A 23,435-nucleotide genomic window follows, 5' to 3' on the forward strand; every position below is an offset into this window, starting at 1 on the left:
ACAAGGGAGGAAATGCGAAGTGTCCAAGGAGCGGACGAACGGTCAGCCGCGGCAGTCTGAAGGCGTCCGCGCCTTCAAGCGCGGGCTGGACGTGCTGCACGAAGTCAACCGCTCCGGCGGCATTCGCGCCGGCGACGTGGCCCGCGCGCTCGACCTGCCTCGCCCGACCGTCTACCGCCTGCTCGAGACACTGGAGGAACTCGGCTATGTCGCTCGAAGTGCCAGCGACGACCGCTTTCGCGTCACTCGCCTCGCACTCAGCCTCGGCGATGGCTACGACCCTGGCGTGGTGATCTGCCAAGCAGCGGCGCCCTACCTCGCCGAGCTCAGCAAGACCCTGGTCTGGCCGGTCGATCTTTCAACGTATGAGAACGCCGCGATGGTGGTCCAGGAGACCACGCATTCCCGCAGCCCGCTCTCGATCGACCGCGGCATGATCGGCAAGCGCCTGCCGATGCTGCGGACCTCTGCGGGCCGCGCCTATCTCGCCGCCTGCCCCGCGCGCGAGCGCGACCTGATCGTCAACCATCTGCGCCGGATCGACGAAGCGGATGACCGCCCCTTCCTCGAAGAAGGCCGCCTCGGCCGAATGATCGCCGAGACGCAGGTGCGCGGATACGCGATCCGCAGCGAGGGCGAATACAATCCGAAGACGGCCTCGATCGCCGTCCCCATCGTCCGTGACGGCGCCGTGTTCGGCTGCATCTCGATCATCTGGATCCGCTCTGCGTTGGGGATCGAGGAGGCCATCGCGCAATTCGTGTCATTGCTGGGTGAGACCGCCTCCGCAATTCCAGTCAGCCCTTAGGCCACGCGAACCGGCAGCGAGGCGAGCCCGCGCAGCACGTTGTTGAGCGCCAGCACGGGCTCGCCGATGTCGAAACGCGCCACCTTCTCCACCAGCACCTCCAGCAGCGCGGTCATTTCCAGCCGGGCCAGGTGCAGGCCCGCGCACATATGCGTGCCGTTGCCGAAACCGAGATGATCGCTGGCGCGGCGGCGCACGTCGAAGCGCTCCGGGTCCTGCCATTTCCGTTCGTCGCGATTGGCCGAAGCATAGAGCAGCAGCACCCGGTTTCCGGCGGGAATGACGGCTTCCCCGATCTTTGTATCGGCGGCCAGGTAACGGGTGAAGCCGCGGATCGGCGATTCCAGCCGCAACGCCTCGTTAATCGCATTCGGGATGAGCGCGGGGTCCTGACGCACCAGGTCCCACTGCTCGGGATGCCGCCCAAACAGCAGGATCAGGTTCGCGGTGGCGAAGATCGTGGTGTCGAGGCTCGGCCCCAGATAGTCGCGCATCAGGACCGGACATCGTTCCGGCTCGACCTCGCCGCGATCGCCAGCCTCGAAAATCCGCTCACCCCAACTGCCCGGCCGCAACCGCTCGCGGATCGCAGCGCCGCCGAGATAGCCCCGCATCTCCTGCACGTCCGTCATGGCCGCGCAGGCGCGCTCGTTCATGGCACCGAGCACGTTGAACGTCGCGGCCGCCCAACGCAGCATGCTGCCGCGGCCATGGTCCTCGAGCCCAACCAGCTTCGAGACGATGGTGAGCGGCAGATGCCGCGCCAGATCCGCCACCGCGTCGAACTGCCCGCGCCTCACGAGGCCGTCGACCAACTGCCTCGCCTCGGCACGAATCTGAGGACCGATCTCCTCCAGCGCCCGCGGCAGCATCGGCGCGGCGATGATCGCCCGCAACCGGTCGTGCAGCGGCGCGTCACTCGCAAGCGTGGTGCCTTTCGACATTTCGTTGACCGCCGCGTTGGCGGCGACCCCCTCGGCTGACGAGAACGAGCCGGGATTGCGCAATGCCGCGCGAACATCCTCGAACCGCCCGAGTGCGTAGAGGCCGTTGCGCGACAGCCAGACCACGGCGCCCAGCTCGCGCAATGCGCGATAGTGCGGATACGGATCGCGAAGCACGTCGTCGTCGTAGAGATCGACGTCATAGGCCGGGCAGTTCGTTACGGTCGACATCCTCCGCGCTCCTCCCAAATCGCGACCGTCACCTCAGCGCACGGCAATCCACTCGCCGTTCTCGAGCTTGCCCAGCGTCAGCGCCGTCTGGTCCAGACCGGTGTGATCGTCAGAGCCGTAATTGTAGACGCCACGCGAGCCGGCGACGCCCTTGAGGCCCTCGATTGCACCACGCAGCGCTTCACGGAACTCCGCCGTGCCCGGTTCTGCGACTTTGAGCGCGGCGGGCGCGGCCTGCTCGATCAGGATCAATGCATCATAGGCACTGCCGGCGAAAATGTTGCGGCTGCCGGCGCCGAACCTGCTCTCGTACCGTCGAATGAATTCGAGCGCAGCCTTCTTCGCGGGATACTCGTCCGGGAAGGACGCTGCACCGACAGCGGGACTGAGCGGCACCAACAGGCCGTTGCCCTGCGCGCCGGTCAGCTTGCGAAAGTCGCCGAACGTCGCGCCGAGCGTCCCGTAGATCTGCCCAGTAAACCCCTTCTCGCGCAATTGCAGCAGCGGAAGCGCCGCCGGCGCGCCGGAGGCGGCGATCAACACAGCATCGGGTGCCGCCGCGATGATCTTGAGGATTTGCCCGACCACTGTGGTATCGGTTCGCGCATATTTCTCGTCGGCGACGAGCGCGATGCCGGCGGCTGCGGACATCTGGGCACTGACCTTGCTCCAGGCGTCGCCATAGGAATCGCCAAAGCCGATCAGCGCCAGCTTCTTGACTCCGGTCTTTTTCATGTTCGCAAACAACGGCGTCGCTTCGTGGTCGTCATTGGTCGTGGTCTTGAAGATCCAGCGACGCCGTGCGTCGACCGGCGCGACCAGCGCATTGACGGGGGCGAGCGTGATCACCGGCAGCTTGTATTCGACCGCGGGGTCGATGGCGGCGAACGAGCCCGGCGTGGTGGTCGGGCCAATCAGGATGTCGATGCTGCTCTCCTGAAACAGCTTGCGCAGCGCCGCCACCGCCGCAGTGCTGTCGGATGCCTCGTCGAGGAAGAGATAGTCGACCTTCTTGCCGGCGATTTCGGTGGGGCCAAAAGCGGTGCCGTTACGTTCGGCATTGCCGATCGCGGCCGCCGGCCCGGTGGCGGACAGGATGATCCCGACCTTGATATCGGCCGCAACAGCCGGCGACGCGAACATTTGCAGCGCAACACACACGCTCAGCACGGATCGCAGCATCACCATTTCTCCCCTTGGCCGCTCTCGGGCGGCCCGCGCTTCCTTTTCATTGTCCCTAGCCAAACGACGCCGCCGCGCGTAGCGCCATCACCAAGGTGTCCGGCTGGCGGACAGCTCGGCATCTGCCTCGGATGGCCGACCAGCCGGCATCCGTCCGCTGGGCGGACACTTGGCGCGGCGGTGTTGAAGCGACGCGGCGCCATGGGGAAGAAATATCCCATGCAAGATAAATCCACCCTCGAGCTCTTCGACGTCGTGATCGTCGGCCGCGGCCCGGTCGGCGCCACGCTCGCCAACCTGCTCGGCCTGTGCGGCGTGCGAACGCTGGTGCTGGAGCGCGAGGCGCGGACCTATCATCTGCCGCGCGCGGTGCATTTCGACGACGAATGCATGCGGGTGTTCCAGACCATCGGCCTCGCCGAGGCGATCTTGCCGCACGTCATCCTCAGCCCCGGCATGCTCTTTCTCGACGCCGACGGCAAAATGCTGCTGGACTGGTCGCGGCCACAGACATTGACGCCGATGGGATGGAATCTCAGCTATCGCTTCCACCAGCCCGAGCTGGAGGACGTGCTGATCGCCGGCCTTTCGCGCTGGCCGCACGTCGCCTTGCGCAACCGCTGCGACGTGTTCGCGCTGGATCAGGACGAGACCGGCGTGCGCGTTCGCTACGAGGACCTTTCCAACGGGACGCTCAGCGAAGTCCGTGCCCGCTATGTCATCGGTAGCGACGGTGCCCGCTCGCTGGTGCGCCGCTTCATCGGCTCCGGCATGGACGACCTCGGCTTTCACGAGCGCTGGCTCGTGATCGACGTGCTGCTCAAGCGGAGCCGCAACGATCTCGGCGACTACAGTATCCAGCATTGCGATCCGCGCCGGCCGGCGACCTATGTTCGCGGCACCGGCACGCGGCGGCGCTGGGAGATCACGGTCCTCCCCGGCGAAGACTCCCAGGAGGTCGCGCAGCCGGCAAAGGTCTGGGAGCTGCTGTCGCGCTGGATCACGCCCGACGATGCCGAGCTGGAGCGCGCCGCGGTCTATACTTTTCATTCCGTCATCGCCCAGCAATGGCGCAGCGGACGGCTGCTGCTGGCGGGCGATTCCGCGCACCAGACCCCGCCATTCCTCGGCCAGGGCATGTGTGCCGGCATCCGCGATGCCGCCAACCTCGCCTGGAAGCTGGCGGCGGTCCTGCACGGACGGGCGGAGGCAGATCTGCTCGACACCTATCAGAGCGAGCGCCAGCCCCACGTGCGCCAATTCATCGAACTTGCCATCCGCCTCGGCGGCGTCATCAACACCAAGGCGATCGAAGCGGGCCTGGCCGCCGGCGAAGCGCGCGAGAACGCACCGGTCAAGCTGGAGGTGAAGAAACCCCTGCTCGGCCCCGGGCTCGCGCTCGGCGACCTGCCGTTGGCCGGGCATCTCGCGCCGCAATTCGAATTGAAGGACGGCCGCCGCAGCGACGACATGGTCGGCTACGGCGATGTTCTCCTCGTCGAAAACGCGGCTGCGCTGCCACCGGGAATCAAGATCCTGACCAGCGACGAGTCCAACGGCGTGGGACGCTGGCTGCGCGAGCACGGCATCATCGCCGCGCTCGTCCGCCCCGACCGTTACGTCCGTGGCGCCGCCCGCAACACCGGCGAGCTTGCCCGTCTCATCGCCGCCATCACGCCTTCAACCCACGTGCCGTCCGCGGCCTGACCGACGTCTCTCGAGGATATCTCATGAAGCTGCTCTCTTTCATCGCCGACGGACGCCCCTCGTTCGGAGCCGTCAAGGACAATGGCGTGGTCGATCTCGGCACGCGTATGGCGCCCTGCACCACGCTGCGACAGGTACTCGAAGCCGGTCGGGTTGCAGAAGCGACAAAGCTGGTCGCGTCGACTGCGCCCGATCATGCCCTCGACCGGATCAGTTTTGCCCCCGTCATCCCCGATCCCGGCAAAATCATCTGCGTCGGCCTCAACTATCGCGACCATGTCGCCGAAACCGGCCGGACCGTCACCGAGAAGCCAGCCTTGTTCGTGCGCTTCCCTTGCAGCCAGGTCGGCCATCTCCAGCCGATCGTGAAGCCGAAGGTCAGCGACGATTTCGACTATGAGGGTGAGCTGGCGCTCGTCATCGGCAAGCAAGGCCGTCACATCCCTGCGAGCAGCGCGCTCGACCATATCGCCGGCTATTCCTGCTACAACGAAGGCAGCATCCGCGACTGGCAGCGCCACACCAGCCAATTCCTCTCCGGCAAGACCTTTGCGGAAAGCGGCAGCTTCGGCCCGTGGCTGGTGACGGCGGACGAAATTCCGGATCCGTCGAAACTCTCTCTGCAGACGCGCCTGAACGGCACTGTAGTGCAGGACACCACGACCGATCTCCTGATCACCGCCATCCCCGAATTGATCGCCTACATCTCCACGATCTGCCCGCTCGACCCCGGCGATGTCATCATCACAGGCACGCCCGGCGGGGTCGGCGCCAAGCGCACGCCGCCGCTATGGATGCGCCCCGGCGACACCGTCGAGGTCGAGATCTCCGGCATCGGCATTTTGCGCAACAAGGTCATCGCCGAAGCGTGAGTGCCGATTCATCGGCATGGGGCTCCGACCGTCAGGCCAGATAGCGCGTGAGATAGCCATCCATCGCGTAGAGCGCACAGAGCGCGAGGCTCGACCACACCGCGGCGGTGAAATACAGGAACATCCAGGTCAGCTCGCCCTTCCAGTGCGCGATGTCGTGGGTCACGACCCAGCGCGTCGAGACGTCATGCAGGCCTTCGAGGAAGCCGAGCAATCTGTTGCCCTCTTCATGCCCTGCCCGCCAGCGGCTGAGATACATCGGCACGTCGACGGTGACGAGGAAGGCCAGGAAGCAGGCGATGCCGATGATGCCGGCAATCAACGCCCAACGCACCGGTCCCTGGAATTCCGGCATCAGCCGGCACAGCGCGATGCCCGCGAGAAAGAATGTCACCGCCCACAGCGAGTTCTCGATCGCGTTGAAGAGGAAGTTGGTCGTCACCACCGCATACCAGGAGAAGCACTCCGCGATGATGATGATGGGCACGATCACCCACGCGATGTTCACGACCGTCTCGGCGCCCGTCATGGTCCCGAGCTCATGCAGGATGACTGCCCATTGCGCGGCGAAGCACAGTTCGGCCACGGTCGCGACCGTGCGGCCGACGAAGACGCTGGAGAGCCAGGTGTCGAACAGACAGATGCGCTGCACGTCGGCGCGCGGCAGGAACGAGCGGAAGGCGCAGCCGAAGACATAGCCGGCGCAGAGCACGAACATCAGCCCGATGTCGGAGCCGCCACCGATGCTGCCGGCAGGCGTCGGGTAGAACTCGCGGTACAGCATGAACCAGACGAGAATGTTGGCAGCACTGACCAGCGTCAGGGACCCCCACCACCACGCGAGGGGATTTGTCCGCGCCTGCCACTGCAACATGAATCGCTCCGCTGTAATCGATCTGACATTCAATCGTAATAATCCTGTCACAACAAGCCACGGAATCGCGACGAAAATCTGTGTGCGGCGGGGGCTCTTCGCGCACATTTGTCCCCGCCGGCAAAGGCGCCACATGTCCGGATAGTGGACATAAGACGGTCTTTTCTGAATCTATTGGACAACAAGCCCGGCCCGGTTCATTAAGCCTGCATGGCCAGAACCGCGTCCAAACCGATCCGCGCCTCCTCGTCCGCCGCCGCCGTGCTGGCGGACAGCGTCGACGACGCGGCGTTCGCGACGACGCTCGCAAAAGGCCTCGTGGTGCTCGAAGCGTTCAAGGCGGGGGCAACGCAGCTCGGCAACATGGAGCTGTCGACGCTGACCGGAATTCCGCGCCCGACGGTGGCGCGGCTGACGCATACGCTCGCCGAACTCGGCTACCTCCGCTACGATTCCGAACGCGCCAAATATCGCGTCGGCGCGCGCGCACTTCGCATGGCGCATCCGCTGCTCGCCGACATGCAGTTCCGCCAGGTCGCGCGTCCCATGATGCAGGAGCTGGCACAAAGCGTGCGCGGCACGGTCTCGATTGGCCTGCTCGATGCGACCTCCATGATCTATGTCGAGACCGCGCGCTCCGGCGACGTCGGCCCGCACGTCCCCGACATCGGCATGCCCATTTCCGTGGTGATGACGGCGATGGGCCGTGCCGCGGCGGCGACCTTGCCGCAAGCCGATGCCGCACAGCTCGAAGAGCGCATTGCAAGCGAGGACACCGAGCTGTGGTCGGCGTTCCGCGAGACCTACCGCGCCGGCCTCGCACAATGCGCCAGCCGCGGCTTCTGCACCTGCTTCGGCGAGTACATCGCCTCGATCCACGCCGTCGCCGCGCCGCTGTTTCTTGCGCGTGAGGCGAAGCAGGCCTTTTCGATCAATTGCGGCATTCCCGCATTCCGGCTCCAGCCCGGCCAGCTGGAGGGCGAGATCGGCCCGCGCATTGCCGCCCTTGCCGACAGCATCCGCACCATGATTGGGGCGGCGCCGGCGACCGAAACACAGAAGCAAAACAAGAAGAGCGCTAGACGATGAACAAGACAATCGGCGCTCCGCCACCGGGAGGCCACCATGACCGTCACACGGCGAACATTCCTGGGCACCCTCGCCCTTTCGATATCGGGACTTCCATTCGCCGCACGCGCTGAGGACGCCTGGCCGTCGCGCATGGTGCGGCTGATCTCCCCTTACGGGCCCGGCGGCTCCAACGACATCTCGCTGCGGCTGCTGGCCGAAGAGTTCGGCCGCAGCCTGCACCAGCAGTTCATCGTCGAGAACAAGCCGGGTGCCGGCACCCGCATCGCCAACGACACGGTCGCGCATGCGCCGGGCGACGGCTATACCCTGCTCTATGTCGCGGCGCCCTACGCCACCGCCGAAGCGCTATTCGGCAAGCTGACCTATGAGCGCAAGGATCTGCAGCCGGTCGCGATGGCTGTGATCGCGCCGCTGTTCCTGATCATCAGCGCGGACGCGCCGTTCAAGACGCTCCCCGAATTGATCGCCTACGGCAAATCGAAGCCGGATGGCCTGACCTTCGCTTCGCCCGGCGCCGGCTCGCAGCCGCATCTTGCCGGCGAACTCCTGTTCAGGGATGCCGGCGTCAAGGGGCTCAACATTCCCTTCCGTGGCGATGCCGCGTCCTACACCGAGCTGCTCGCCGGCCGCGTCGATGCCACGCTGACGGCACTGCCGACCGCACTGCCCTACATCCAGAGCGGCAAGTTCATCGTGCTCGGCGTCGCTTCCGCCGAACGCAGCGCGCTCTATCCGCAAGCGCCGACCCTGCGCGAGCAGGGTTTTCCCAACGTGGCCGCGGCCGGCTGGTACGGCTTCATGGCGCCTTCGACGACGCCGCGCGCCATCGTCGACAAGCTGCAGACCGAGGTCTTGCGCGCGCTGGCCGAGCCGGCGATCAAGGGCAAGCTGACCGCCCAGGGCCTCGAAGTGCGCGCCGGCACCGCGGCCGAGTTCGGCCAGTTCATCGACAACGAAACAAAAAAGTGGACCGGGCTGATCCGCGAGGCCGGCCTCAAGGGCGAGTGACAGTCACGAACAGGGAATGGAAATGAAAACAATACTTATCAAACATGTCGCGGCAGCCGCGATCGCTCTCGCGCTATCGATCCCGGGAGCACAGGCGCAGAAGAAATACGATCCCGGCGCTTCCGACACCGAGATCAAGGTCGGCCAGACCGTCCCGCTCAGCGGCCCGGCCTCGGCCTATGCCGTGATCGGCAAGACCCAGGCCGCCTACATGAAGATGATCAACGATCAGGGCGGCGTCAACGGCCGCAAGGTCGACTTGATCCAGTATGACGACGCCTATTCGCCTCCGAAGACGGTTGAGCAGACCCGCAAGCTGGTCGAAAGCGACGAGGTGCTGCTGACCTTCCAGATCATCGGCACGGCGCCGAATGTCGCCGTGCAAAAATATCTCAACGCCAAGAAGGTCCCGCAGCTCTTCGCGGCAACCGGTGCCGCGCGTTTCACCGATCCGAAGAACTTCCCCTGGACCATGGGCTTCAACCCCTCCTACCTCGTCGAGGGCCGGATCTACGCGCAATATCTTCTGAAGAACCATCCGAACGCCAGGATCGGCGTGCTCTATCAGAACGACGATCTCGGCAAGGATTACCTCGCCGGCTTCAAGGCAGGCCTCGGTGACAAAGCGAAGATGATCGTCGCCGAGACGTCCTACGAGATCACCGAGCCGACCATCGACTCGCAGATCCTGCGTTTGAAGGATGCAGGTGCCGACGTGCTGTTCAGCGCCACGACGCCGAAACAGGCCGCGCAGGCCATCAAGAAGGTCGCCGAGATCGGCTGGAAGCCGCTGCACATCATCGACATCAACGCCTCCTCGGTCAGCGCGGTGCTGAAACCCGCCGGACTCGACAACGCCAAGGGCGTCGTCAGCGTCGGTTATGTCAAGGATTCAGCCGATCCCGAATGGAAGGACGATCCCGGCATGAAGCGATATCTCGCCTTCATGGCCAAGTACTACCCAGAGGGCGACAAGGATTCGAACCTGAACGTCTACGGCTATATCACCGCGCAGCTGCTGGTGCAGGTGCTGAAGCAATGCGGCGACGATCTCACGCGCGAGAACGTGATGCGCCAGGCCGCCCGCCTGAACAACATCACACTCGACCTGACGCTGCCGGGCATCTCGGTGACGACGACGCCGACCGACTACCGCGTCAACAAGCAGTTCCAGATGGTGCAGTTCGACGGCCAGCGTTGGCAGAAAATCGGCGACATCGTCACGGACGAGGCGAAGGAATGAAGCGCCCCTCGTCCTGAGGGGCGCTCGCCTGAAGGCATCACCGGTGGTGCTCGTGCTTCGAGGCGGCCGCTCCGCGGCCTCCCCGGCATGAGGGAGGAAGTGGCTGCTCGCCTATCTCTTCATCCCACCCACATAAGCCACGAGCTTGTCGAGCGTCTGGTAGCCGTATTCGACGGCACCGAAGCTGATCATGCCGTCGCGCTGCGCCGTGCTCGACGCCAGCTGCCGCATCATCAGAACCGTCTTGCCGTTGCTCTGTTCGGCGAAGGTGACGGTGAAACGGAACATTCCGGGATCCTCGTCCTGGTCGGTACCGTGATCCATCTCCATCAGCGACGGCCGCTCGATGCGGCGAAAGCGCATGCGGTTCGGGTAGACCGTGCCGTCCGGGCCGATCATGTTGAAGCGCCAGACGCCGCCGACGCGCACGTCGATCTCGAAGGTCTCGAGCTTGAAACCCTTCGGCCCGAACCATTGCGGCAGGTGCTTCGGGTCGGACCATGCTTCGAACACCAGATCGCGCGGCGCGTCGATCACACGCGACATCACGATCTCGCGGTCGAGCGACCATTGCGACAAGGCGGGATTGGCAGAATTCGTCATCGTCAGGAACCTTTCCGTTTGGTTGTCTTGATCGTCTTGCTACTTGTCTTGGTTGGCCGCTTGGCAGCCGTCCGCTCCTTCTTCAGCTTCATCACATAGGCTTCGAAGCGATCGAGCCGCGCCTCCCAGATCGCACGCTGGTGCTGGAACCAGTCCTCCGCGCTGAGGAGTGCGTCGGGACTGAGACGGCAGGTGCGCACCCGGCCGGACTTCTCCGACAGGACGAGCCCGCTCGTCTCCAGCACGTGGATGTGTTTCATGAAGCTCGGCAGCGCCATCTCGAAGGGTTCGGCAAGCTCGCCGACCGACGCCTCGCCGGCGCAGAGCCGCATCACGATCGCCCGCCGGGTGGGATCGGCAAGGGCCGCAAAAACCTGATCGAGCCGGGATAATTGGTTAGCCATGGAGCTAACTATATGGTTGCCGCCGTGCCGCGTCAACGATTGTTAGCCAATTAGCTAAGTTAAATTTTTACCGACTGGTAGTCTGGATGAAGCGAAGCGTAATCCAGGGCCGCTCGCTCGCCTGCCGCACTTTCCCGGATTGCGCTTCGCTCCATCCGGGCTACGGACCACTCGCGCGGAACCCACCACGCGCGATCGTGAATAGGGAGGCGCGGTCCTTCCCGCTACAAGAGACTGGGGGCGCATCGAATCCTGCGCCAGAGCCGTGCCGTCTGTTGTCACCTCATCGTACCTCACCCGACGGGCGCTCGCCCGGGCGGCGCTCGTTCCCCTCGCGCTTGCCTGGCCGCGCGGCGCCGCCGCGGATTCCGACATGATCGCGCAGATGCGCGACATCGTCGCGAACGAACTGGCGCCGACCGCGACGCCGGACCAGCCGGGCGGTCTCGCCGCCGCGCTTTATGCCGGCGGCCATGTCGAGTTCTTCAACTACGGCTTTGCCGACGACGCCACGCAAAGACCGGTCACGCCGGACACCCTGTTCAATCTCGGTTCCCTGCGCAAGCCGTTCGAGGCGACGCTGGTCGCGCTCGGCACCCTCCACGGCGAGCTGCAGCTCGACGATCGTCTGGCGAAATATCTCCCCGAGCTCACCGGCGACTATGTCCGCCGCATCACCGTGGGCGAACTCGTCACGCACACCTCAGGCATGCTGCTGCCGACCGATCATCCGCCGTGGCCGAGCGACACTTTTTCTCGCGCGCAACTCATCGACATGTTCAACAGCTGGAGACCGCAAGCCGGCGAAGTGCCGGGCAAGCAGCGCGTCTACAGCCATGCCGGCTATGTGCTGCTTCAACTGGTGCTCGAGCGCTGCTACGGCGCTCCGATCGCACGCCTGTTCGAACAACGCATCTTCAAGCCGATCGGCATGAATGCGACCTCCTTGCCCGAACGCGGCGAGGACAGCCGTGCCGTCATGGACGAGGCCCGGATGCAGCGCGCGGTCCAGGGCTATTCGGATCAGGGCATGGCGATCGGTCCCATCGGCAACCAGCAGAGTTATTTTGATTTCCCCGGCACCGGCCAGATGTTTTCCTCGCCGCGGGATCTCGCAACATTCGTTGCGGCCTGCGTCGACGGGCGGTCGATCGATCCGCAGTTGCGCGAGGCCCTCCGGATCACTCAGCACGAGGCCTTCCGGGTCGACGAGAAATTCGGCCAAGGCATGGCCTGGGAGACGGTGCATCTTCCCGAGGTCACCGTCGTCGACAAGCCCGGCGGCCTCAACAACGCCTCCGGCTATATCGGCCTGGTGCCGGCGCTGCGGATCGGCATCGTGTTGCTGGCCAATCGCGGCGAATACGCGCACGAGATCGCCCGCTACAGGATCCTGCCGGCGCTGGCGAAGCTCATGGGCCCGCGCTGAACACATCCCTGAAAAGAGAAAGCCCCGGCTGAGCCGGGGCTTTCCACGCCAGATCAGGAACGGGATGAAGCTCAGTATCTGGCGACGACCGGTCCGCCGAACTTGTAGTTCACGCCGACGCGCGCGATGTTCGATTTGAGATCGACCGAGTGGGTGAAGACGTTGGTCGGAAATGCGCCGCCAAGCAGATTGGTGCTGGTCACGGTGCTGCGGCCGAGATCGACATAGAGATATTCCGCCTTGAGCGACCAGCCGCCGCCGAAGGCATATTCAGTGCCCACACCTGCGGTCCAGCCGACGCGCGTATCGCGGAACGCGGCCGACTCCGTCGCCGCGGCGAACGTGTCGGTGAAGTTGAAATTGCCCTTCACCTCGGCGATCGCCGCGCCGCCGGTGGCGTAGAGCAACCAGGTCGGAGCCGCGAGGAAGCCGATGCGGCCGCGGATGGTGGCGAGCCAGTCGGCCGAGACCGACGACGACACCGTGAAGCCGGTCGGCGCGCAGCAGGGATAGAGCGCCGACCCGGACGCACTGCCCTTGAAGCCGAAATAGTTGATGTCGCCTTCCAGGCCGAGCACGGCGTTGTTGAGTTGCCAGTTGTAGCCGGCGGTAAAACCGCCCGTGACGCTGGAGCTGTTGATCCGCTGGGCGCCGACGGCCGCAATCGCGGAAACACTGGAACTTGCGAAATAGGCAGCGGGATCGAACGCGGTCGAGGTGGCCGGATCGGCGCTGCCCCACTGCCCGCCGACATTGCCGCCGACGTAAAAGCCGGTCCAGTTGTAGGCCGTCGCCATCATCGGCGCCTTGGTGTAGTGCGCCGCGAGGTCGGCCGCCTGCACGGATGCGGAGCCCAAAACGACCGCGGCAACTGCCAGCAAAAACTTCTTCATTCCAGTCTCCTTGCCTCACGCGATTGATCTCGCGTTTCGAATGCGCGCGGGCGGAAATTTGTCCGGCGCAGATCGGGCATAGGCTACCGGTCCCTCGCCGTCTTGGGCTGCGGCGAAGTTCATAGGGACTGCGACGTAGTGCGCGCCGTGCGGCACGCGAACGCGTGACTGGTGTGACCGAGAGGCCACGCATCCGCGGCGCACGACGCACGTCCGTGTCGCATCGCGACAAGCGCGCGAAACGCGATTCGAGCCCCCGCGTCTCAGACCGAACGCGTCAGTCCGCCGTCGACACGGATGTTCTGTCCCGTGATGTAGGCCGCACCTTCGGATGCCAGGAACGCGATCGTCGCGGCGATCTCCTCGACCTTGCCGTAGCGCCGCATCGGCACGCTGTCACGGCGTGCATCTAGCTGCGGCAGGCTGTCGATCCAGCCCGGCAGCACATTGTTCATGCGGATGTTGTCGGCGGCATGGGTGTCGGTGAAGATCTTCGTGAAGGCGGCGAGGCCAGCGCGGAACACCGCAGACGTCGGAAACATCGCGCTCGGCTCGAATGCCCAGGCGGTCGAGATGTTGATGATGGCGCCGCCCTTCTGCGTCTGCATGATCGGCATCACCAGCCGGGTCGGACGGATTACGTTGAGCAGATAGGTATCGAGGCCGGTGTGCCACTGCTCGTCGGTGATCTCGGTGATCGCCGCCCGGGGCCCATGGCCCGCGCTGTTGACGAGCACGTCGATGCGTCCCCATTTGGCCATCGCCCCGTCGACAAGCCGCTTCAGATCGTCGTTCGACTTGTTGGAACCGGTGATCCCCAATCCGCCGAGCTCGGCTGCCAGCGCCTCGCCCTTGCCGGAGGAGGACAGAATGGCGACACGAAAGCCGTCGGCTGCGAGCCGACGCGCGGCTCCCGCCCCCATGCCGCTGCCGCCGGCGGTCACGAGTGCGACCTTCTCCGCTGCCATCTCTGCTGCCATGACCGATAATCCCCTGTGATATCGTTGAGGCGAGCCGCGGGCCCGGCCTATCATGAGGCCTTCTACCGCCGGACCGACCGGAAGGTCCACCGTCGAAAGCGACTGGAAAGATGAGCGATTTGCAGATCCGCAATTTGCGCCCCGAGGAGATCGCCACCGCCGTCGAGTGGGCCGCGGCGGAGGGCTGGAATCCGGGCCTCTCCGACGCCGCCTGTTTCGCCATCCCCGACGCGAAGGGCTTCTTCGTCGGCGAGATCGACGGCGAGCCGGTCGCGACCGTTTCCTGCGTCAACTACGACGATCGCTTCGCCTTTCTCGGCTTCTACATCGTGCGATCGGATTTTCGCGACAGAGGCCACGGCCTGCGCATCTGGAACGCGGCGATCGCGCATGCAGGCGCTCGCGTGATCGGCCTCGACGGCGTCGCGGCGCAGCAGGGCAATTACAAAAAGTCCGGCTTCCAGCTCGCTTACGCGAACGTCCGCTATGGCGGCATCGTCGCCGCGCCATCGAGGCCGCCCGGCGATGTGGTTGCGCTCGACACGATCCCGTTCGCGTTGGTTGAAGCCGACGATGCAACGGTGTTCCCGGCTCCGCGCAGCGCCTTCCTGCGTACCTGGATCGGCACATCGGGACATCTCGGTCGCGCGCTGCTGCGCGACGGCAAGCTCGCTGCATGGGGTGTGATCCGGCCGTGCCGGACCGGCCGCAAGATCGGCCCGCTCGTCGCCGACGATCGCGCGGCGGCGGACGCAATCGTGCAGGCCTTGCTGGCGGGCGCAAACGGCGGTGAAATCTTCCTCGACGTCCCCGCCGTCAATCGCGAGGCGATTGCACTTGCGGAAAAGCTCGGGCTGAAGCCGATGTTCGAGACGGCGCGGATGTACACGGGGCCGATCGCGCCGCTGCGGATCGACCGCGTCTTCGGCGTGACCAGTTTTGAGCTGGGCTAGCTCAGTAGCAGCGCATGATGTTGACGGTGTGCTCGCCGCCGCCGCGGCCGGGCACAGTCACCTGTTCCGTCGGACAGCTCGGCACGTAGGGCCGGTCTGACGGCACCACGTTCGGCGGGAAGCGATGCGTCCAATCCCAGGGAACGTCGTACGTATAGGTGTAGCGCACGTCGCTGGTGACGGGTTGGGCGGTCTCTACGAAAGGCTGGCCGTAGCCTGCATTGTCGTAGAAGAAGCCGCCGCCGCCCGGCCAGTAGACCCAGGGCGTGTTGCGTCCACGGAACCTGGCACCTGGCGCAATCGGCGGGCGCGCCACCGGACCGGAAGGCGTGGCGGCATGTGCGACGGTGCCGCCGGGCCTGGCAAAACTGTCGCTGGGAGCAAGGAGCAGCGCGGCTGCGCTGAGCGAGGCGAGCAACGCCCCAAATGATCTGGACATCATGATACGCACCAACTCGTTTGGCTTCGCGGATAGCGGCTCCCCACCGCACGCTAGGCCGGGCTGTCGCCCACCCGCAAACGTATAATTAATTATTGGTTAAGGCACGGGATTAACGGGGAACAAGCTGCGGCAAGACGCCCGGGATCCCCGGCTGATGTCGCTCGTGTTCCGGGAAAACGGGCGATGTCGGCCCGGAGGGCAACAACAACGGCACCCTGACCGGCGTCTATCGCAGCTGGTAACGCTCGCTCACGATGCGGCCCATCGTCCATCACGGACGATGGGCCTTCGTGCGTCAGCGGCCCTGCTGCTTGCGCAGCCAGTCCAGCATATCCTGCGGATTCCCGGTGCCCTGCGTCACGATGGCGGTGTTGCCACCGCTGCGGCGATAGACCGTGGTGCGCCCAGGCTCCTTCTCGATCTTGACCTCGGCCTGCGCCGGATCGCCGCTCTGGGTAATCACGGACGTGCCGTTCTCGTCCTGAACTACGGTGGTGTGGCCGTCACCTGACTCGCCGGCTCCGGCCGGCCCGGTTGTCGTTGCCATCATGATGCTCATTCCTGCTGCGAGCGCGATGAACCTCATATTGCACCTCACCTTTTCGATCACCGGCTGAACTGAAATATCGACAGCCAGTTGAAGCGCCCGAATTGTCGCACCGTTCCCGTGTTCATATCTCCGATCTGGAGCAGGAGGGCGTTGGTGGAAGTGCCGACCTGAGTGATATCGGCAATGTTGCTCACGCCCGACTGACCGATCGCCAAATTGGTCGTGCCACCCACCTGGATCACGTCGACATAATTTCGCGTGCCGTTCTGGATGATCGTCGCATCGACCGTTCCCGTGCCACCGATCTGGATGACACGCGCGATATTGATGCGGCTGTTCTCCTCGATCGTAACAGGCTGGACATCGTTGCCGAACTGCACGACCGTTTCGATGCTCACGTTCCGGTTCGTCACGCCGCGCTGGACGGATCCGGCGGATGCCTCGGACGCGACGCTGACAGCGGCGATCAATGCCGCCAATGCCAGGAGCAGTCTACCGCATTTCATCGCCTTGCCCCCATCACATTTCTGATGGCGGTGAGGTCGCCCAGCTCAATGGCTATTCTGGACAACCGTCGCCGAGTTGAACGCACCGAACTGCGACAGGAAACTGCTGGTCGACTGGCCGATCTGGCCGACAAACGCGACATTGTTCACGCCCGCCTGCCCGACCGATGCCGACGTCGTCCCGCCGAATTGCAGGATTCCGGTCGCATTGTTCGTGCCGTTCTGAGTGACGGTCGCGCTGGTGCTGCCGCCGATCATGAACACGCCGGCCATGTTGAGCTGGCTGTTCTGGTTCAGCACCACCGGCGGGCCGCCGAGCGACACGATGGTCTTGATATCGGCGGTCTGCGCACTGGCCGAGCCGGCAGCCATGCAACACAAGGTGAAAAGTGCGCCACAGGCGGCGCCTGAAAAATGTCTCATGAAATGCCTCGCTATCGAAAAGGATTGCGATCACGGAGTCTGCTGCAAAATCGTCGAGCCGTTCAGGATTCCGAGCTGTCCGACGCCAGCCGCGTTGTTCGCGCCGATCTGGCCGATCAGGCTCGAATTGAAGCCACCGGCCTGGCCGGCCAGCGCCGTGTTGGACGCCGTCGCGGTCGTACCGCCCTGCCCGATCACCGAGGTGTTGACGGTGAGGAGCGAACCCGTCTGCAGGGTGGTCGCAGTATTGGTGGCGCCGAATTGCATCGTGGTGGCGCTGTTGTTGGTGCCGCCACTCTGCGAGATGAAGGAGTTGTTGGTGGTGCCGAATTGCAGCACGCTGGCAGAGTTGCCGGCCTGGGCATCGACGGCGGTCAGCAGGCTGAACGCGACGATCGTGGCGACGAGATATTTCTGATGCATGACATTTCCTCCGCAAAAGTCGGCGGACAACCTCTCACCGAGTCGTCCTGCCCGAGGCGGTGCTTTCAAGAATGGCGCGGACGCGCCGCAATTGGCGCGTCCGGCCAAACGGGGCTGGCTTAGTGCGCCGTCTGCGAGACGGTGCTGCCGTTGACGCCGAACACGCTGAGCTGTCCGACGGCGGCGGCGTTGTTCTGGAGCGGGGCAGGCCCGAACGAGTTCTGGGTGATCGAGCTGCCGTTGTTGCCGAACGCCACCTGGCCGGTCGTCGCCGAGTTCTGCACGCCGATCTGGTTGACCGTGCTGCCGTTGTTGAGCGAGGCCGCGCTGGTGCCCTGCATCGTGGTCGCGCTGTTGACGAGGCCGAGCTGGCTGGTCGACGAGGTGTCGTTGGTGAGGCCCTGCTGCGAGACGCTGGAACCGTTCACGAGGCCCACTTGCACGGTGGTCGAGGTGTTGGCGGCCTGCGCGGCGGAGGACAGGGCGAGCACGGCAACGGAAGCAAGAAACAATTTGCGCATGGAATATCCTTTCTGGCTAAGATCTCTGACTGGGTTCGGATGCCGTCTTGGAGGAGGCCGACATCGCAAGGACAACATTGAACCGATCGTGCTGCGTGCGACAGACTGCAGTTCATGCTAATCGGTACGGACTAGACGTTGCGCGGCGCCCTGGTGCCCGCAGTACTAGCTGTAGGGTTGTCCCGCGCCGGTTCGTGTCGTCTCGTCTTCGCGTCCCATGCTGTCGACCAACCGCACCACCTCGATCGGCGAGCGAAGCTCCAGCTTTCGCATCATCCTGGCGCGATGGACCTTGGCCGTCACTTCGCTCACCCCAAGCTTCGCCGCGATCTGCTTGGCGACGAGACCTTCGGCCATCAACAGCATGATCTCGCGCTCCCTTGACGTCAGCGTCTCGACGCGCTGGCGCGCCTCGCGCACGCTATCTTCGCGTTCGAGCCGCCTGCGGTCGCGCTCGATGCCATGCCTGATCGCATCGAGGATCTCCTGTTCGCGAAACGGTTTTGGAAGGAACTCGACTGCGCCGCGCTTCATGGCCTCGACCGAGACCCGGACGTCGGAATGGCCGCTGATGAAGACGATCGGGATGAGCACGCCCGTCTCGGCGAGCCGGCGCTGAAGCTCGAGGCCGGTCGGCGCCGTGCCGGGAAAGCGGACGTCGAGCACGAGGCATGAAGGTCCGCCGGAAATACTGCCCGCGACGAACTCGTCCGTCGATGCAAACAATTTTACCTGATGCCCGGTCTCCTCGCAGAGACTTCCTATCGCAGTTCGAATCTGAATTTCGTCATCAATGATATAAACTGTAGCTTGACCTGAACTCATGGCAACGGGCTCCCCGGCTTGGGGCTCGATGAACACGCAACGAGCCATCCATTCTTCTTGCAAGCGAGATCAAGGTGCTTGGATGAATTCGCGGGGATCGGGCGAGTCGCCGCGATCCGCCGCTTCGACGTCTTAGGGCCAACACCCGTTCAAGACGAGTGAAGGTGTTCACATATCGGGTTTCGTGATTGCGGGGATTCGCGCTCGGGAGCTGCGGAATCACAGCGAGGCGCGATATCGACAATGCGACAATCTGGCGTCGGAACTTCGGTATCGCCCGCTGCGTCATGGCGTCGCCACCCACGTGCCGACTTGAACGCCAGGCGCTGGCCGCTTCAGCCAGAACAGACGGGACGTTAAGTCAGCTTGTCGAGTTCGATACCGCGCGCGTCATATCGATACGCTCCGTATGCATCTCCGGCAAGCCATGAAAATCAGCGCCCGCGGATTTTACTTCTGGATCATCAGGCGCACCCGACCGTCGCCCCGGCAGCGGCGACACACTGACGATGGACTGCGCTTTGAGAGATTTACAACCATAGCGCGATCTTTCTCCGTGCCGCCAACGATGCCATTTCAAGAGGCGGGTTTTTGATATGCGATTTGTGCCAGTTATTGCCTTGCTCGGAACTGCATGTGGCCTCGCCGCGGTCTACGCCGTCCGGCCAGCCGTGATCAGCGACGCGGCCGGGGCCGCAGCGCAGAAGGCGGCTCGCGCCTATGAATCGACCCAGCGGCTGCTCGGACCTGTCGGGCGGGAAACACGGACCTTCGGATCGGACGCCCCCGTATTCCGCTATGCCTCGATCCAGCGCGGCAGCATCGAGCAGACCATCACCGTCACCGGCGCCCTGCAGCCGGTCAAGACGATCGAGGTCGGTTCCCAACTGTCCGGGCAGCTCGCCCGGGTCTATGTCGATTTCAACGACACGGTCAGCAAGGATCAGCCGCTCGCCCTGATCGATCCGCGCAGTTTTGCGGCCAAGGTCGACGAAGCCAGGGCGGCCGTGGCGGTGGCGAACTCCTTTGTCGACATCGAGCGGGCCAAGCTCGACCGCGCCAGGATCGATCTGCAAAACGCCAGGGGCAGCAGAGACGTCCTCGTGGCCAAGCTCGACAGCGCGCAGGCGGTCAAGGCGTCGGCGCAGAAGACCTTGCAGCGCAAGCTGGCTCTACAGTCACAAAACGTCGTGGCGGTAACGGCGGTGGATGACGCCCAGACGGAGTTCACCGCGAGGCTTGCCCAAGAGCGCGAGGCCGAAGTCCTCATGTCCCTGAACGCCTACTCAGTCGACGGCGCGCAGGCCGACGTGCGCCGGATCGAGGCGGAATTGCAGCAGGCACGAATGGCCGTGCCGGAGAAGGCGGCTGTTCTCGCTGCGGCCCAGGCCGATCTCGACCGCACCGTGATCCGCTCGCCGATCGATGGCGTCGTCGTCGGCAGGTTCGTCAACGAGGGCCAGACCCTCGCGGTCGGACTGGAATCGCGCACCACCTTCGTGGTCGCGCACCGACTGGAGGACATGGAAATTCACGCGCAGGTCGACGAAGCCGATATCGGGCGCATCGCGCCCGACCAGCGCGCCCATTTCACGGTGGATGCCTACCCGGACCGCCGCTTCGAGGCGGTGGTGCGGCAGGTGCGCAAGGCGCCGCAGAACCAGCAGCACGTCGTGACCTATACCGTCGTCCTGGCGACCTCGAATCTCGACGGCGCGTTGCTGCCGGGCATGACCGCCCTGGTGAAGATCGTGATCGAGCGGCAGGACGACGTGCTGAAAGTGCCGCTTGCCGCGTTGCGCTTCCAGCCCTCCGGCACGCAGCCGGATGCCGCGGCGCGCAGCGGGGTGTGGGCGCGCACCGCAAGCGGCTCACTCCGGCGTATTCCCGTGACGGTCGGCGCCGCCGGCACCGAGCAGGTCGCGCTCAGAAGCGGAGACCTCGTCGAGGGTAGCCAGGTCGCCGTGGGACAGGCGATTCGGCCCGCCGGCATGGAATTTCTCGGCATCAGGTTTGGGTCATGACAGCCTCCCTGCCCCTCATCAGCCTGCAGTCGGTCTCCAGGACCTATCGCGCCGATGGAGTGGCGGTGACTGCGGTGCGCAATGTCAGCTTCGACATCGAACGAGGCGAGATCGTCGCGGTGATGGGACCGTCCGGCTCGGGAAAGTCGACGCTGATGAACATGATCGGGCTGCTCGACCTGCCGAGCGAGGGCGCGCTCTATCTCGAGGGCGCCGACGTCGCCGATCTCTCGGAAGACCACCGGTCGTCCCTGCGCGCCCGCAGCATCGGCTTCGTGTTCCAGTCCTACAATCTGCTCGCTCGCCACAATGCGATCGAGAACGTCGCGCTGCCGCTGGTCTATTGCGGCATCGGCCGCAAGGAACGTCTGGCTCGCGCCGAGCAGAGCCTGGAGGCCGTCGGAATGGTGCACCGGGCCCACCACTTCCCGCGGCAGCTCTCGGGCGGCGAGCAGCAGCGCGTCGCGATCGCGCGCGCCCTGATCGCCTCCCCGCTGATCGTGCTCGCCGACGAGCCGACCGGCGCGCTCGACAGCCGGACCGGCGCCGAGATACTGGCCCTGTTCGCCGCGCTGAACCGGACCGGCCAGACCATCGTGATGATCACGCATGATCCAGGGATCGCGACCCAGTGCCGGCGCACGATCCGCCTGCACGACGGCGCACTCGTCGCTGACGAAACGCTGGCTCCGATCCTGCCGAAACGGAGCGCTGCGCCATGACGATGCTCCAGGGTTTTCAGATCGCTTTGCACGCCTTGCGCCTCAATCCGTTGCGCAGCATCCTCACCATGCTCGGCATCGTGATCGGCGTTGCCTCCATCGTGACCGTGTTTGCGATCGGATCCGGCGCGCAGCTTCGCCTCCAGGAGCAGATCCGCTCGATCGGCGCCAATGTGCTGATGATCAACCCCGGCGCGGTCTACCAGGGCGGCGTGCGTCTCAAGGATGGCAGCAAGCTGACCATGACCGAGAGCGACGTGCAGGCGATCCTCGAGCAGATCCCCGAGATCCAGGCAGCAGCCGGCTCGATTGCTGGAACGGCCCAGGTCATTCACGAGAGCAAGAACTGGAACACGACGATCAACGGGACGACGACCGGGCACTTCATGGTGCGCGACTGGCAGCTTGCGACCGGCCGCTATTTTTCCAGCACCGAGGAGGCAGGCGCCGGCAAGGTCGTGATCCTCGGCAGCACGGTGGCGCAGGAGCTGTTCGCGCCCGGCGAGGATCCGATCGGCGCACAGATCAGGATCATGAAGGTGCCGCTCGAAGTGGTCGGCGTTCTCGATCGCAAGGGGCCGGCGCAGGACGACGTCGCCTTCGTGCCGCTCACCACGGCCAAGCTGCGCTTCCTCGGCAGCGCGAGCAACATCAACCGGGATTCGGTCGCCTACATCATCGCCAAGGTGGCTGCGGATGGACAGATGGCGGGGGCGCGAACGGAGATCGAAAACCTGCTGCGGCAGCGCCACCGTATCCTCGCTGGCCAGGAAGACGACTTCAAGGTCCAGGATCCGGCCGCCGCCATGGAAGCGCAGCAGGGAGCGATCCGCACCGTCGCGCTCCTGCTCGTCGCTATCGCCTCGGTCTCGCTGCTCGTTGGCGGCATCAGCATCATGAATGTCATGATCGTGTCGGTCACCGAGCGCACGCGAGAGATCGGAATTCGCCGCGCGCTTGGCGGGCGGATGCGGGACATCCGTCTTCAGTTTCTCTGCGAGGCGCTCGTGCTCTGCCTGCTCGGCGGCGCGATCGGCGTCGGAGCCGGCGTCACGCTCTCGATGACGGTGGCTCGCATGGCAGGATGGATCACCTCGATCGACGGCCAGGCGATCGGCCTTGCCCTCGCCTTCTCGATCGCGACCGGCCTGATCTTCGGTTTTTATCCTGCACACAAGGCATCCAAGCTCAGTCCGATCGAGGCACTCAAGACGGAGTGAGAACATGCTGGGGTGTTCGCATCGACCAAAGGCCACGGAGGAGCAGTCATGAGTCCGGATCCGAAAAATTCGATCACACCAACGCCACGCGAGCGGGACCTGATGATGCTGATCGCGCGCGGAATGCAGAACAAGAACATCGCGTACGAGCTCAAGATCTCGGAGAACACGGTCCGGGCCCATATCGGCAACATCATGCGCAAATACCGTCTCCAGAACCGGACCCAGATCGCGATCATCTTTGCCCTGCACGCGGCACCGCCATCGCTTCGCCGCAACCTGGCCAATGGCGGCCGCACTTCCACGACGGCCGCGCCGGCCAAGGCGGTCGCGCAGACTACGCCGGTGCCGACCGCGCCGGATTGACGGCTCGGGCCACAATCCCTTGCGTCATTTCGGGCGAAACACCCAAGTCCGGGGTCAACGGACCGGCGACAAAATATTTCTCTTTATTAGAATTCGGATTTTTGTTAGTAATCCCTCACTCCGGCCCAAGGAAGAGGGGCGTATCGCGATCGTCACGAACGCGGGCCGGACGGCGGTGGACGTTGGTCAC

The 23,435-nt window shown here is 64.7% G+C and carries 26 protein-coding genes; 12 read left to right on the forward strand and 14 right to left on the reverse strand.

Going from position 1 to position 23,435, the window contains the following annotated elements:
• Window positions 1-19 precede the first annotated feature (19 nt).
• Complete coding sequence (locus AC0L2J_RS24780) at window positions 20-808, forward strand: DNA-binding transcriptional regulator (RefSeq protein ID WP_007611436.1); 789 nt, start codon at window positions 20-22, stop codon at window positions 806-808.
• Here the strand turns inward: AC0L2J_RS24780 and AC0L2J_RS24785 are convergent.
• Together AC0L2J_RS24785 and AC0L2J_RS24790 are read right to left on the reverse strand one after the other, a co-directional pair.
• Window positions 805-1,983: a cytochrome P450 gene (locus AC0L2J_RS24785; RefSeq protein ID WP_007611444.1), complete on the reverse strand. Its 1,179-nt coding sequence runs from the start codon at window positions 1,981-1,983 to the stop codon at window positions 805-807. The genes AC0L2J_RS24780 and AC0L2J_RS24785 overlap by 4 nt on opposite strands.
• Before the next feature lie 33 nt (window positions 1,984-2,016).
• A complete protein-coding gene (locus AC0L2J_RS24790) occupies window positions 2,017-3,165 on the reverse strand; it encodes an ABC transporter substrate-binding protein (protein WP_473394816.1) in 1,149 nt (382 codons plus the stop codon).
• 219 nt (window positions 3,166-3,384) lie between these two features.
• On the opposite strand from AC0L2J_RS24790, the gene mhpA reads away from it, so the two are divergent.
• Together mhpA and AC0L2J_RS24800 are read left to right on the forward strand one after the other, a co-directional pair.
• Window positions 3,385-4,872, forward strand: a complete 1,488-nt coding sequence (gene mhpA / locus AC0L2J_RS24795; protein ID WP_063996926.1) for a bifunctional 3-(3-hydroxy-phenyl)propionate/3-hydroxycinnamic acid hydroxylase MhpA — start codon at window positions 3,385-3,387, stop codon at window positions 4,870-4,872.
• 23 nt (window positions 4,873-4,895) lie between these two features.
• Window positions 4,896-5,744 (forward strand): fumarylacetoacetate hydrolase family protein, encoded by an 849-nt coding sequence (locus AC0L2J_RS24800; protein ID WP_473394817.1) that lies wholly within the window; start codon window positions 4,896-4,898, stop codon window positions 5,742-5,744.
• A 31-nt stretch (window positions 5,745-5,775) separates the two neighbouring features.
• Here the strand turns inward: AC0L2J_RS24800 and AC0L2J_RS24805 are convergent, their stop codons facing one another.
• A complete protein-coding gene (locus AC0L2J_RS24805; RefSeq protein ID WP_473394818.1) occupies window positions 5,776-6,618 on the reverse strand; it encodes a hypothetical protein in 843 nt (280 codons plus the stop codon).
• A 210-nt stretch (window positions 6,619-6,828) separates the two neighbouring features.
• Here AC0L2J_RS24805 and AC0L2J_RS24810 point away from each other — a divergent pair, with 210 nt between their 5' ends.
• From AC0L2J_RS24810 to AC0L2J_RS24820, 3 genes are read left to right on the forward strand one after another with little or no spacing between them, the layout of a single operon-like run.
• A complete protein-coding gene (locus AC0L2J_RS24810; RefSeq protein WP_007611456.1) occupies window positions 6,829-7,707 on the forward strand; it encodes an IclR family transcriptional regulator in 879 nt (292 codons plus the stop codon).
• A 36-nt stretch (window positions 7,708-7,743) separates the two neighbouring features.
• A complete protein-coding gene (locus AC0L2J_RS24815; RefSeq protein ID WP_473394819.1) occupies window positions 7,744-8,718 on the forward strand; it encodes a Bug family tripartite tricarboxylate transporter substrate binding protein in 975 nt (324 codons plus the stop codon).
• A gap of 22 nt (window positions 8,719-8,740) precedes the next feature.
• The gene (locus AC0L2J_RS24820) at window positions 8,741-9,961 is read left to right on the forward strand and encodes an ABC transporter substrate-binding protein (protein WP_473394820.1); all 1,221 of its coding nucleotides are present in this window, start codon (window positions 8,741-8,743) and stop codon (window positions 9,959-9,961) included.
• 111 nt (window positions 9,962-10,072) lie between these two features.
• On the opposite strand, the gene AC0L2J_RS24825 is transcribed toward AC0L2J_RS24820, so the two are convergent.
• Window positions 10,073-10,564, reverse strand: a complete 492-nt coding sequence (locus AC0L2J_RS24825; RefSeq protein ID WP_007611469.1) for an SRPBCC family protein — start codon at window positions 10,562-10,564, stop codon at window positions 10,073-10,075.
• Between the two features lie 2 nt (window positions 10,565-10,566).
• Window positions 10,567-10,968: an ArsR/SmtB family transcription factor gene (locus AC0L2J_RS24830; protein ID WP_473394821.1), complete on the reverse strand. Its 402-nt coding sequence runs from the start codon at window positions 10,966-10,968 to the stop codon at window positions 10,567-10,569.
• 265 nt (window positions 10,969-11,233) lie between these two features.
• On the opposite strand from AC0L2J_RS24830, the gene AC0L2J_RS24835 reads away from it, so the two are divergent.
• The gene (locus AC0L2J_RS24835) at window positions 11,234-12,397 is read left to right on the forward strand and encodes a serine hydrolase (RefSeq protein ID WP_473394822.1); all 1,164 of its coding nucleotides are present in this window, start codon (window positions 11,234-11,236) and stop codon (window positions 12,395-12,397) included.
• Window positions 12,398-12,468: 71 nt separating this feature from the next.
• Here AC0L2J_RS24835 and AC0L2J_RS24840 read toward each other — a convergent pair whose 3' ends face one another.
• Both AC0L2J_RS24840 and AC0L2J_RS24845 read right to left on the reverse strand, forming a co-directional pair.
• Window positions 12,469-13,290 carry an outer membrane protein gene (locus AC0L2J_RS24840; RefSeq protein WP_473394823.1) on the reverse strand — a complete coding sequence of 274 codons (822 nt, stop codon included), beginning with the start codon at window positions 13,288-13,290 and terminating at the stop codon, window positions 12,469-12,471.
• 263 nt (window positions 13,291-13,553) lie between these two features.
• Complete coding sequence (locus AC0L2J_RS24845) at window positions 13,554-14,258, reverse strand: SDR family oxidoreductase (RefSeq protein ID WP_473394826.1); 705 nt, start codon at window positions 14,256-14,258, stop codon at window positions 13,554-13,556.
• A gap of 122 nt (window positions 14,259-14,380) precedes the next feature.
• Here AC0L2J_RS24845 and AC0L2J_RS24850 point away from each other — a divergent pair, with 122 nt between their 5' ends.
• Window positions 14,381-15,223, forward strand: a complete 843-nt coding sequence (locus AC0L2J_RS24850; RefSeq protein ID WP_063995977.1) for a GNAT family N-acetyltransferase — start codon at window positions 14,381-14,383, stop codon at window positions 15,221-15,223.
• A gap of 1 nt (window position 15,224) precedes the next feature.
• Here AC0L2J_RS24850 and AC0L2J_RS24855 read toward each other — a convergent pair whose 3' ends face one another.
• The 7 genes from AC0L2J_RS24855 to AC0L2J_RS24885 form a co-directional block, all read right to left on the reverse strand.
• On the reverse strand, window positions 15,225-15,665 hold the full coding sequence (locus AC0L2J_RS24855) for a hypothetical protein (RefSeq protein ID WP_063995976.1): 441 nt from the start codon (window positions 15,663-15,665) through the stop codon (window positions 15,225-15,227).
• Between the two features lie 295 nt (window positions 15,666-15,960).
• Complete coding sequence (locus AC0L2J_RS24860; RefSeq protein WP_007611480.1) at window positions 15,961-16,251, reverse strand: hypothetical protein; 291 nt, start codon at window positions 16,249-16,251, stop codon at window positions 15,961-15,963.
• 20 nt (window positions 16,252-16,271) lie between these two features.
• Entirely contained in the window at window positions 16,272-16,694 is a 423-nt protein-coding gene (locus AC0L2J_RS24865; protein WP_305764335.1) for a curlin, read from the reverse strand.
• A gap of 72 nt (window positions 16,695-16,766) precedes the next feature.
• The gene (locus AC0L2J_RS24870) at window positions 16,767-17,144 is read right to left on the reverse strand and encodes a curlin (protein WP_063995973.1); all 378 of its coding nucleotides are present in this window, start codon (window positions 17,142-17,144) and stop codon (window positions 16,767-16,769) included.
• Between the two features lie 30 nt (window positions 17,145-17,174).
• Window positions 17,175-17,567 (reverse strand): hypothetical protein, encoded by a 393-nt coding sequence (locus tag AC0L2J_RS24875; RefSeq protein ID WP_007611483.1) that lies wholly within the window; start codon window positions 17,565-17,567, stop codon window positions 17,175-17,177.
• A gap of 119 nt (window positions 17,568-17,686) precedes the next feature.
• Complete coding sequence (locus tag AC0L2J_RS24880) at window positions 17,687-18,088, reverse strand: hypothetical protein (protein ID WP_063995972.1); 402 nt, start codon at window positions 18,086-18,088, stop codon at window positions 17,687-17,689.
• 165 nt (window positions 18,089-18,253) lie between these two features.
• Complete coding sequence (locus AC0L2J_RS24885; protein WP_063996925.1) at window positions 18,254-18,913, reverse strand: response regulator transcription factor; 660 nt, start codon at window positions 18,911-18,913, stop codon at window positions 18,254-18,256.
• Between the two features lie 596 nt (window positions 18,914-19,509).
• Between AC0L2J_RS24885 and AC0L2J_RS24890 the strand changes: the two genes are divergently transcribed.
• Genes AC0L2J_RS24890 through AC0L2J_RS24905 form a run of 4 tightly spaced genes read left to right on the forward strand, consistent with a single transcriptional unit; the run spans window position 19,510 to window position 23,245 of the window.
• The gene (locus AC0L2J_RS24890) at window positions 19,510-20,937 is read left to right on the forward strand and encodes an efflux RND transporter periplasmic adaptor subunit (protein WP_063995971.1); all 1,428 of its coding nucleotides are present in this window, start codon (window positions 19,510-19,512) and stop codon (window positions 20,935-20,937) included.
• Window positions 20,934-21,659 (forward strand): ABC transporter ATP-binding protein, encoded by a 726-nt coding sequence (locus tag AC0L2J_RS24895; RefSeq protein ID WP_063995970.1) that lies wholly within the window; start codon window positions 20,934-20,936, stop codon window positions 21,657-21,659. Before AC0L2J_RS24890 ends, AC0L2J_RS24895 begins: the two co-directional genes overlap by 4 nt.
• On the forward strand, window positions 21,656-22,879 hold the full coding sequence (locus tag AC0L2J_RS24900) for an ABC transporter permease (protein WP_063995969.1): 1,224 nt from the start codon (window positions 21,656-21,658) through the stop codon (window positions 22,877-22,879). The genes AC0L2J_RS24895 and AC0L2J_RS24900 overlap by 4 nt, the downstream gene beginning before the upstream one ends.
• Before the next feature lie 48 nt (window positions 22,880-22,927).
• Window positions 22,928-23,245: a response regulator transcription factor gene (locus tag AC0L2J_RS24905; protein WP_035974188.1), complete on the forward strand. Its 318-nt coding sequence runs from the start codon at window positions 22,928-22,930 to the stop codon at window positions 23,243-23,245.
• The last annotated feature ends 190 nt before the right edge of the window (window positions 23,246-23,435 follow it).

The organism is Bradyrhizobium sp. MV1.5 (assembly GCF_055807615.1).

Excerpts from the sequence above, each read along its gene's own strand:
- AC0L2J_RS24785 (WP_007611444.1), bottom strand. The coding sequence starts at position 1,983 with ATGTCGACCGTAACGAACTGCCCGGCCTATGACGTCGATCTCTACGAC.
- AC0L2J_RS24790 (WP_473394816.1), bottom strand. The coding sequence starts at position 3,165 with ATGCTGCGATCCGTGCTGAGCGTGTGTGTTGCGCTGCAAATGTTCGCG.
- mhpA (WP_063996926.1), top strand. The coding sequence starts at position 3,385 with ATGCAAGATAAATCCACCCTCGAGCTCTTCGACGTCGTGATCGTCGGC.
- AC0L2J_RS24800 (WP_473394817.1), top strand. The coding sequence starts at position 4,896 with ATGAAGCTGCTCTCTTTCATCGCCGACGGACGCCCCTCGTTCGGAGCC.
- AC0L2J_RS24805 (WP_473394818.1), bottom strand. The coding sequence starts at position 6,618 with ATGTTGCAGTGGCAGGCGCGGACAAATCCCCTCGCGTGGTGGTGGGGG.
- AC0L2J_RS24810 (WP_007611456.1), top strand. The coding sequence starts at position 6,829 with ATGGCCAGAACCGCGTCCAAACCGATCCGCGCCTCCTCGTCCGCCGCC.
- AC0L2J_RS24815 (WP_473394819.1), top strand. The coding sequence starts at position 7,744 with ATGACCGTCACACGGCGAACATTCCTGGGCACCCTCGCCCTTTCGATA.
- AC0L2J_RS24820 (WP_473394820.1), top strand. The coding sequence starts at position 8,741 with ATGAAAACAATACTTATCAAACATGTCGCGGCAGCCGCGATCGCTCTC.
- AC0L2J_RS24825 (WP_007611469.1), bottom strand. The coding sequence starts at position 10,564 with ATGACGAATTCTGCCAATCCCGCCTTGTCGCAATGGTCGCTCGACCGC.
- AC0L2J_RS24830 (WP_473394821.1), bottom strand. The coding sequence starts at position 10,968 with ATGGCTAACCAATTATCCCGGCTCGATCAGGTTTTTGCGGCCCTTGCC.
- AC0L2J_RS24840 (WP_473394823.1), bottom strand. The coding sequence starts at position 13,290 with ATGAAGAAGTTTTTGCTGGCAGTTGCCGCGGTCGTTTTGGGCTCCGCA.
- AC0L2J_RS24845 (WP_473394826.1), bottom strand. The coding sequence starts at position 14,258 with ATGGCAGCGGAGAAGGTCGCACTCGTGACCGCCGGCGGCAGCGGCATG.
- AC0L2J_RS24850 (WP_063995977.1), top strand. The coding sequence starts at position 14,381 with ATGAGCGATTTGCAGATCCGCAATTTGCGCCCCGAGGAGATCGCCACC.
- AC0L2J_RS24855 (WP_063995976.1), bottom strand. The coding sequence starts at position 15,665 with ATGATGTCCAGATCATTTGGGGCGTTGCTCGCCTCGCTCAGCGCAGCC.
- AC0L2J_RS24860 (WP_007611480.1), bottom strand. The coding sequence starts at position 16,251 with ATGAGGTTCATCGCGCTCGCAGCAGGAATGAGCATCATGATGGCAACG.
- AC0L2J_RS24870 (WP_063995973.1), bottom strand. The coding sequence starts at position 17,144 with ATGAGACATTTTTCAGGCGCCGCCTGTGGCGCACTTTTCACCTTGTGT.
- AC0L2J_RS24875 (WP_007611483.1), bottom strand. The coding sequence starts at position 17,567 with ATGCATCAGAAATATCTCGTCGCCACGATCGTCGCGTTCAGCCTGCTG.
- AC0L2J_RS24880 (WP_063995972.1), bottom strand. The coding sequence starts at position 18,088 with ATGCGCAAATTGTTTCTTGCTTCCGTTGCCGTGCTCGCCCTGTCCTCC.
- AC0L2J_RS24885 (WP_063996925.1), bottom strand. The coding sequence starts at position 18,913 with ATGAGTTCAGGTCAAGCTACAGTTTATATCATTGATGACGAAATTCAG.
- AC0L2J_RS24890 (WP_063995971.1), top strand. The coding sequence starts at position 19,510 with ATGCGATTTGTGCCAGTTATTGCCTTGCTCGGAACTGCATGTGGCCTC.
- AC0L2J_RS24895 (WP_063995970.1), top strand. The coding sequence starts at position 20,934 with ATGACAGCCTCCCTGCCCCTCATCAGCCTGCAGTCGGTCTCCAGGACC.
- AC0L2J_RS24900 (WP_063995969.1), top strand. The coding sequence starts at position 21,656 with ATGACGATGCTCCAGGGTTTTCAGATCGCTTTGCACGCCTTGCGCCTC.
- AC0L2J_RS24905 (WP_035974188.1), top strand. The coding sequence starts at position 22,928 with ATGAGTCCGGATCCGAAAAATTCGATCACACCAACGCCACGCGAGCGG.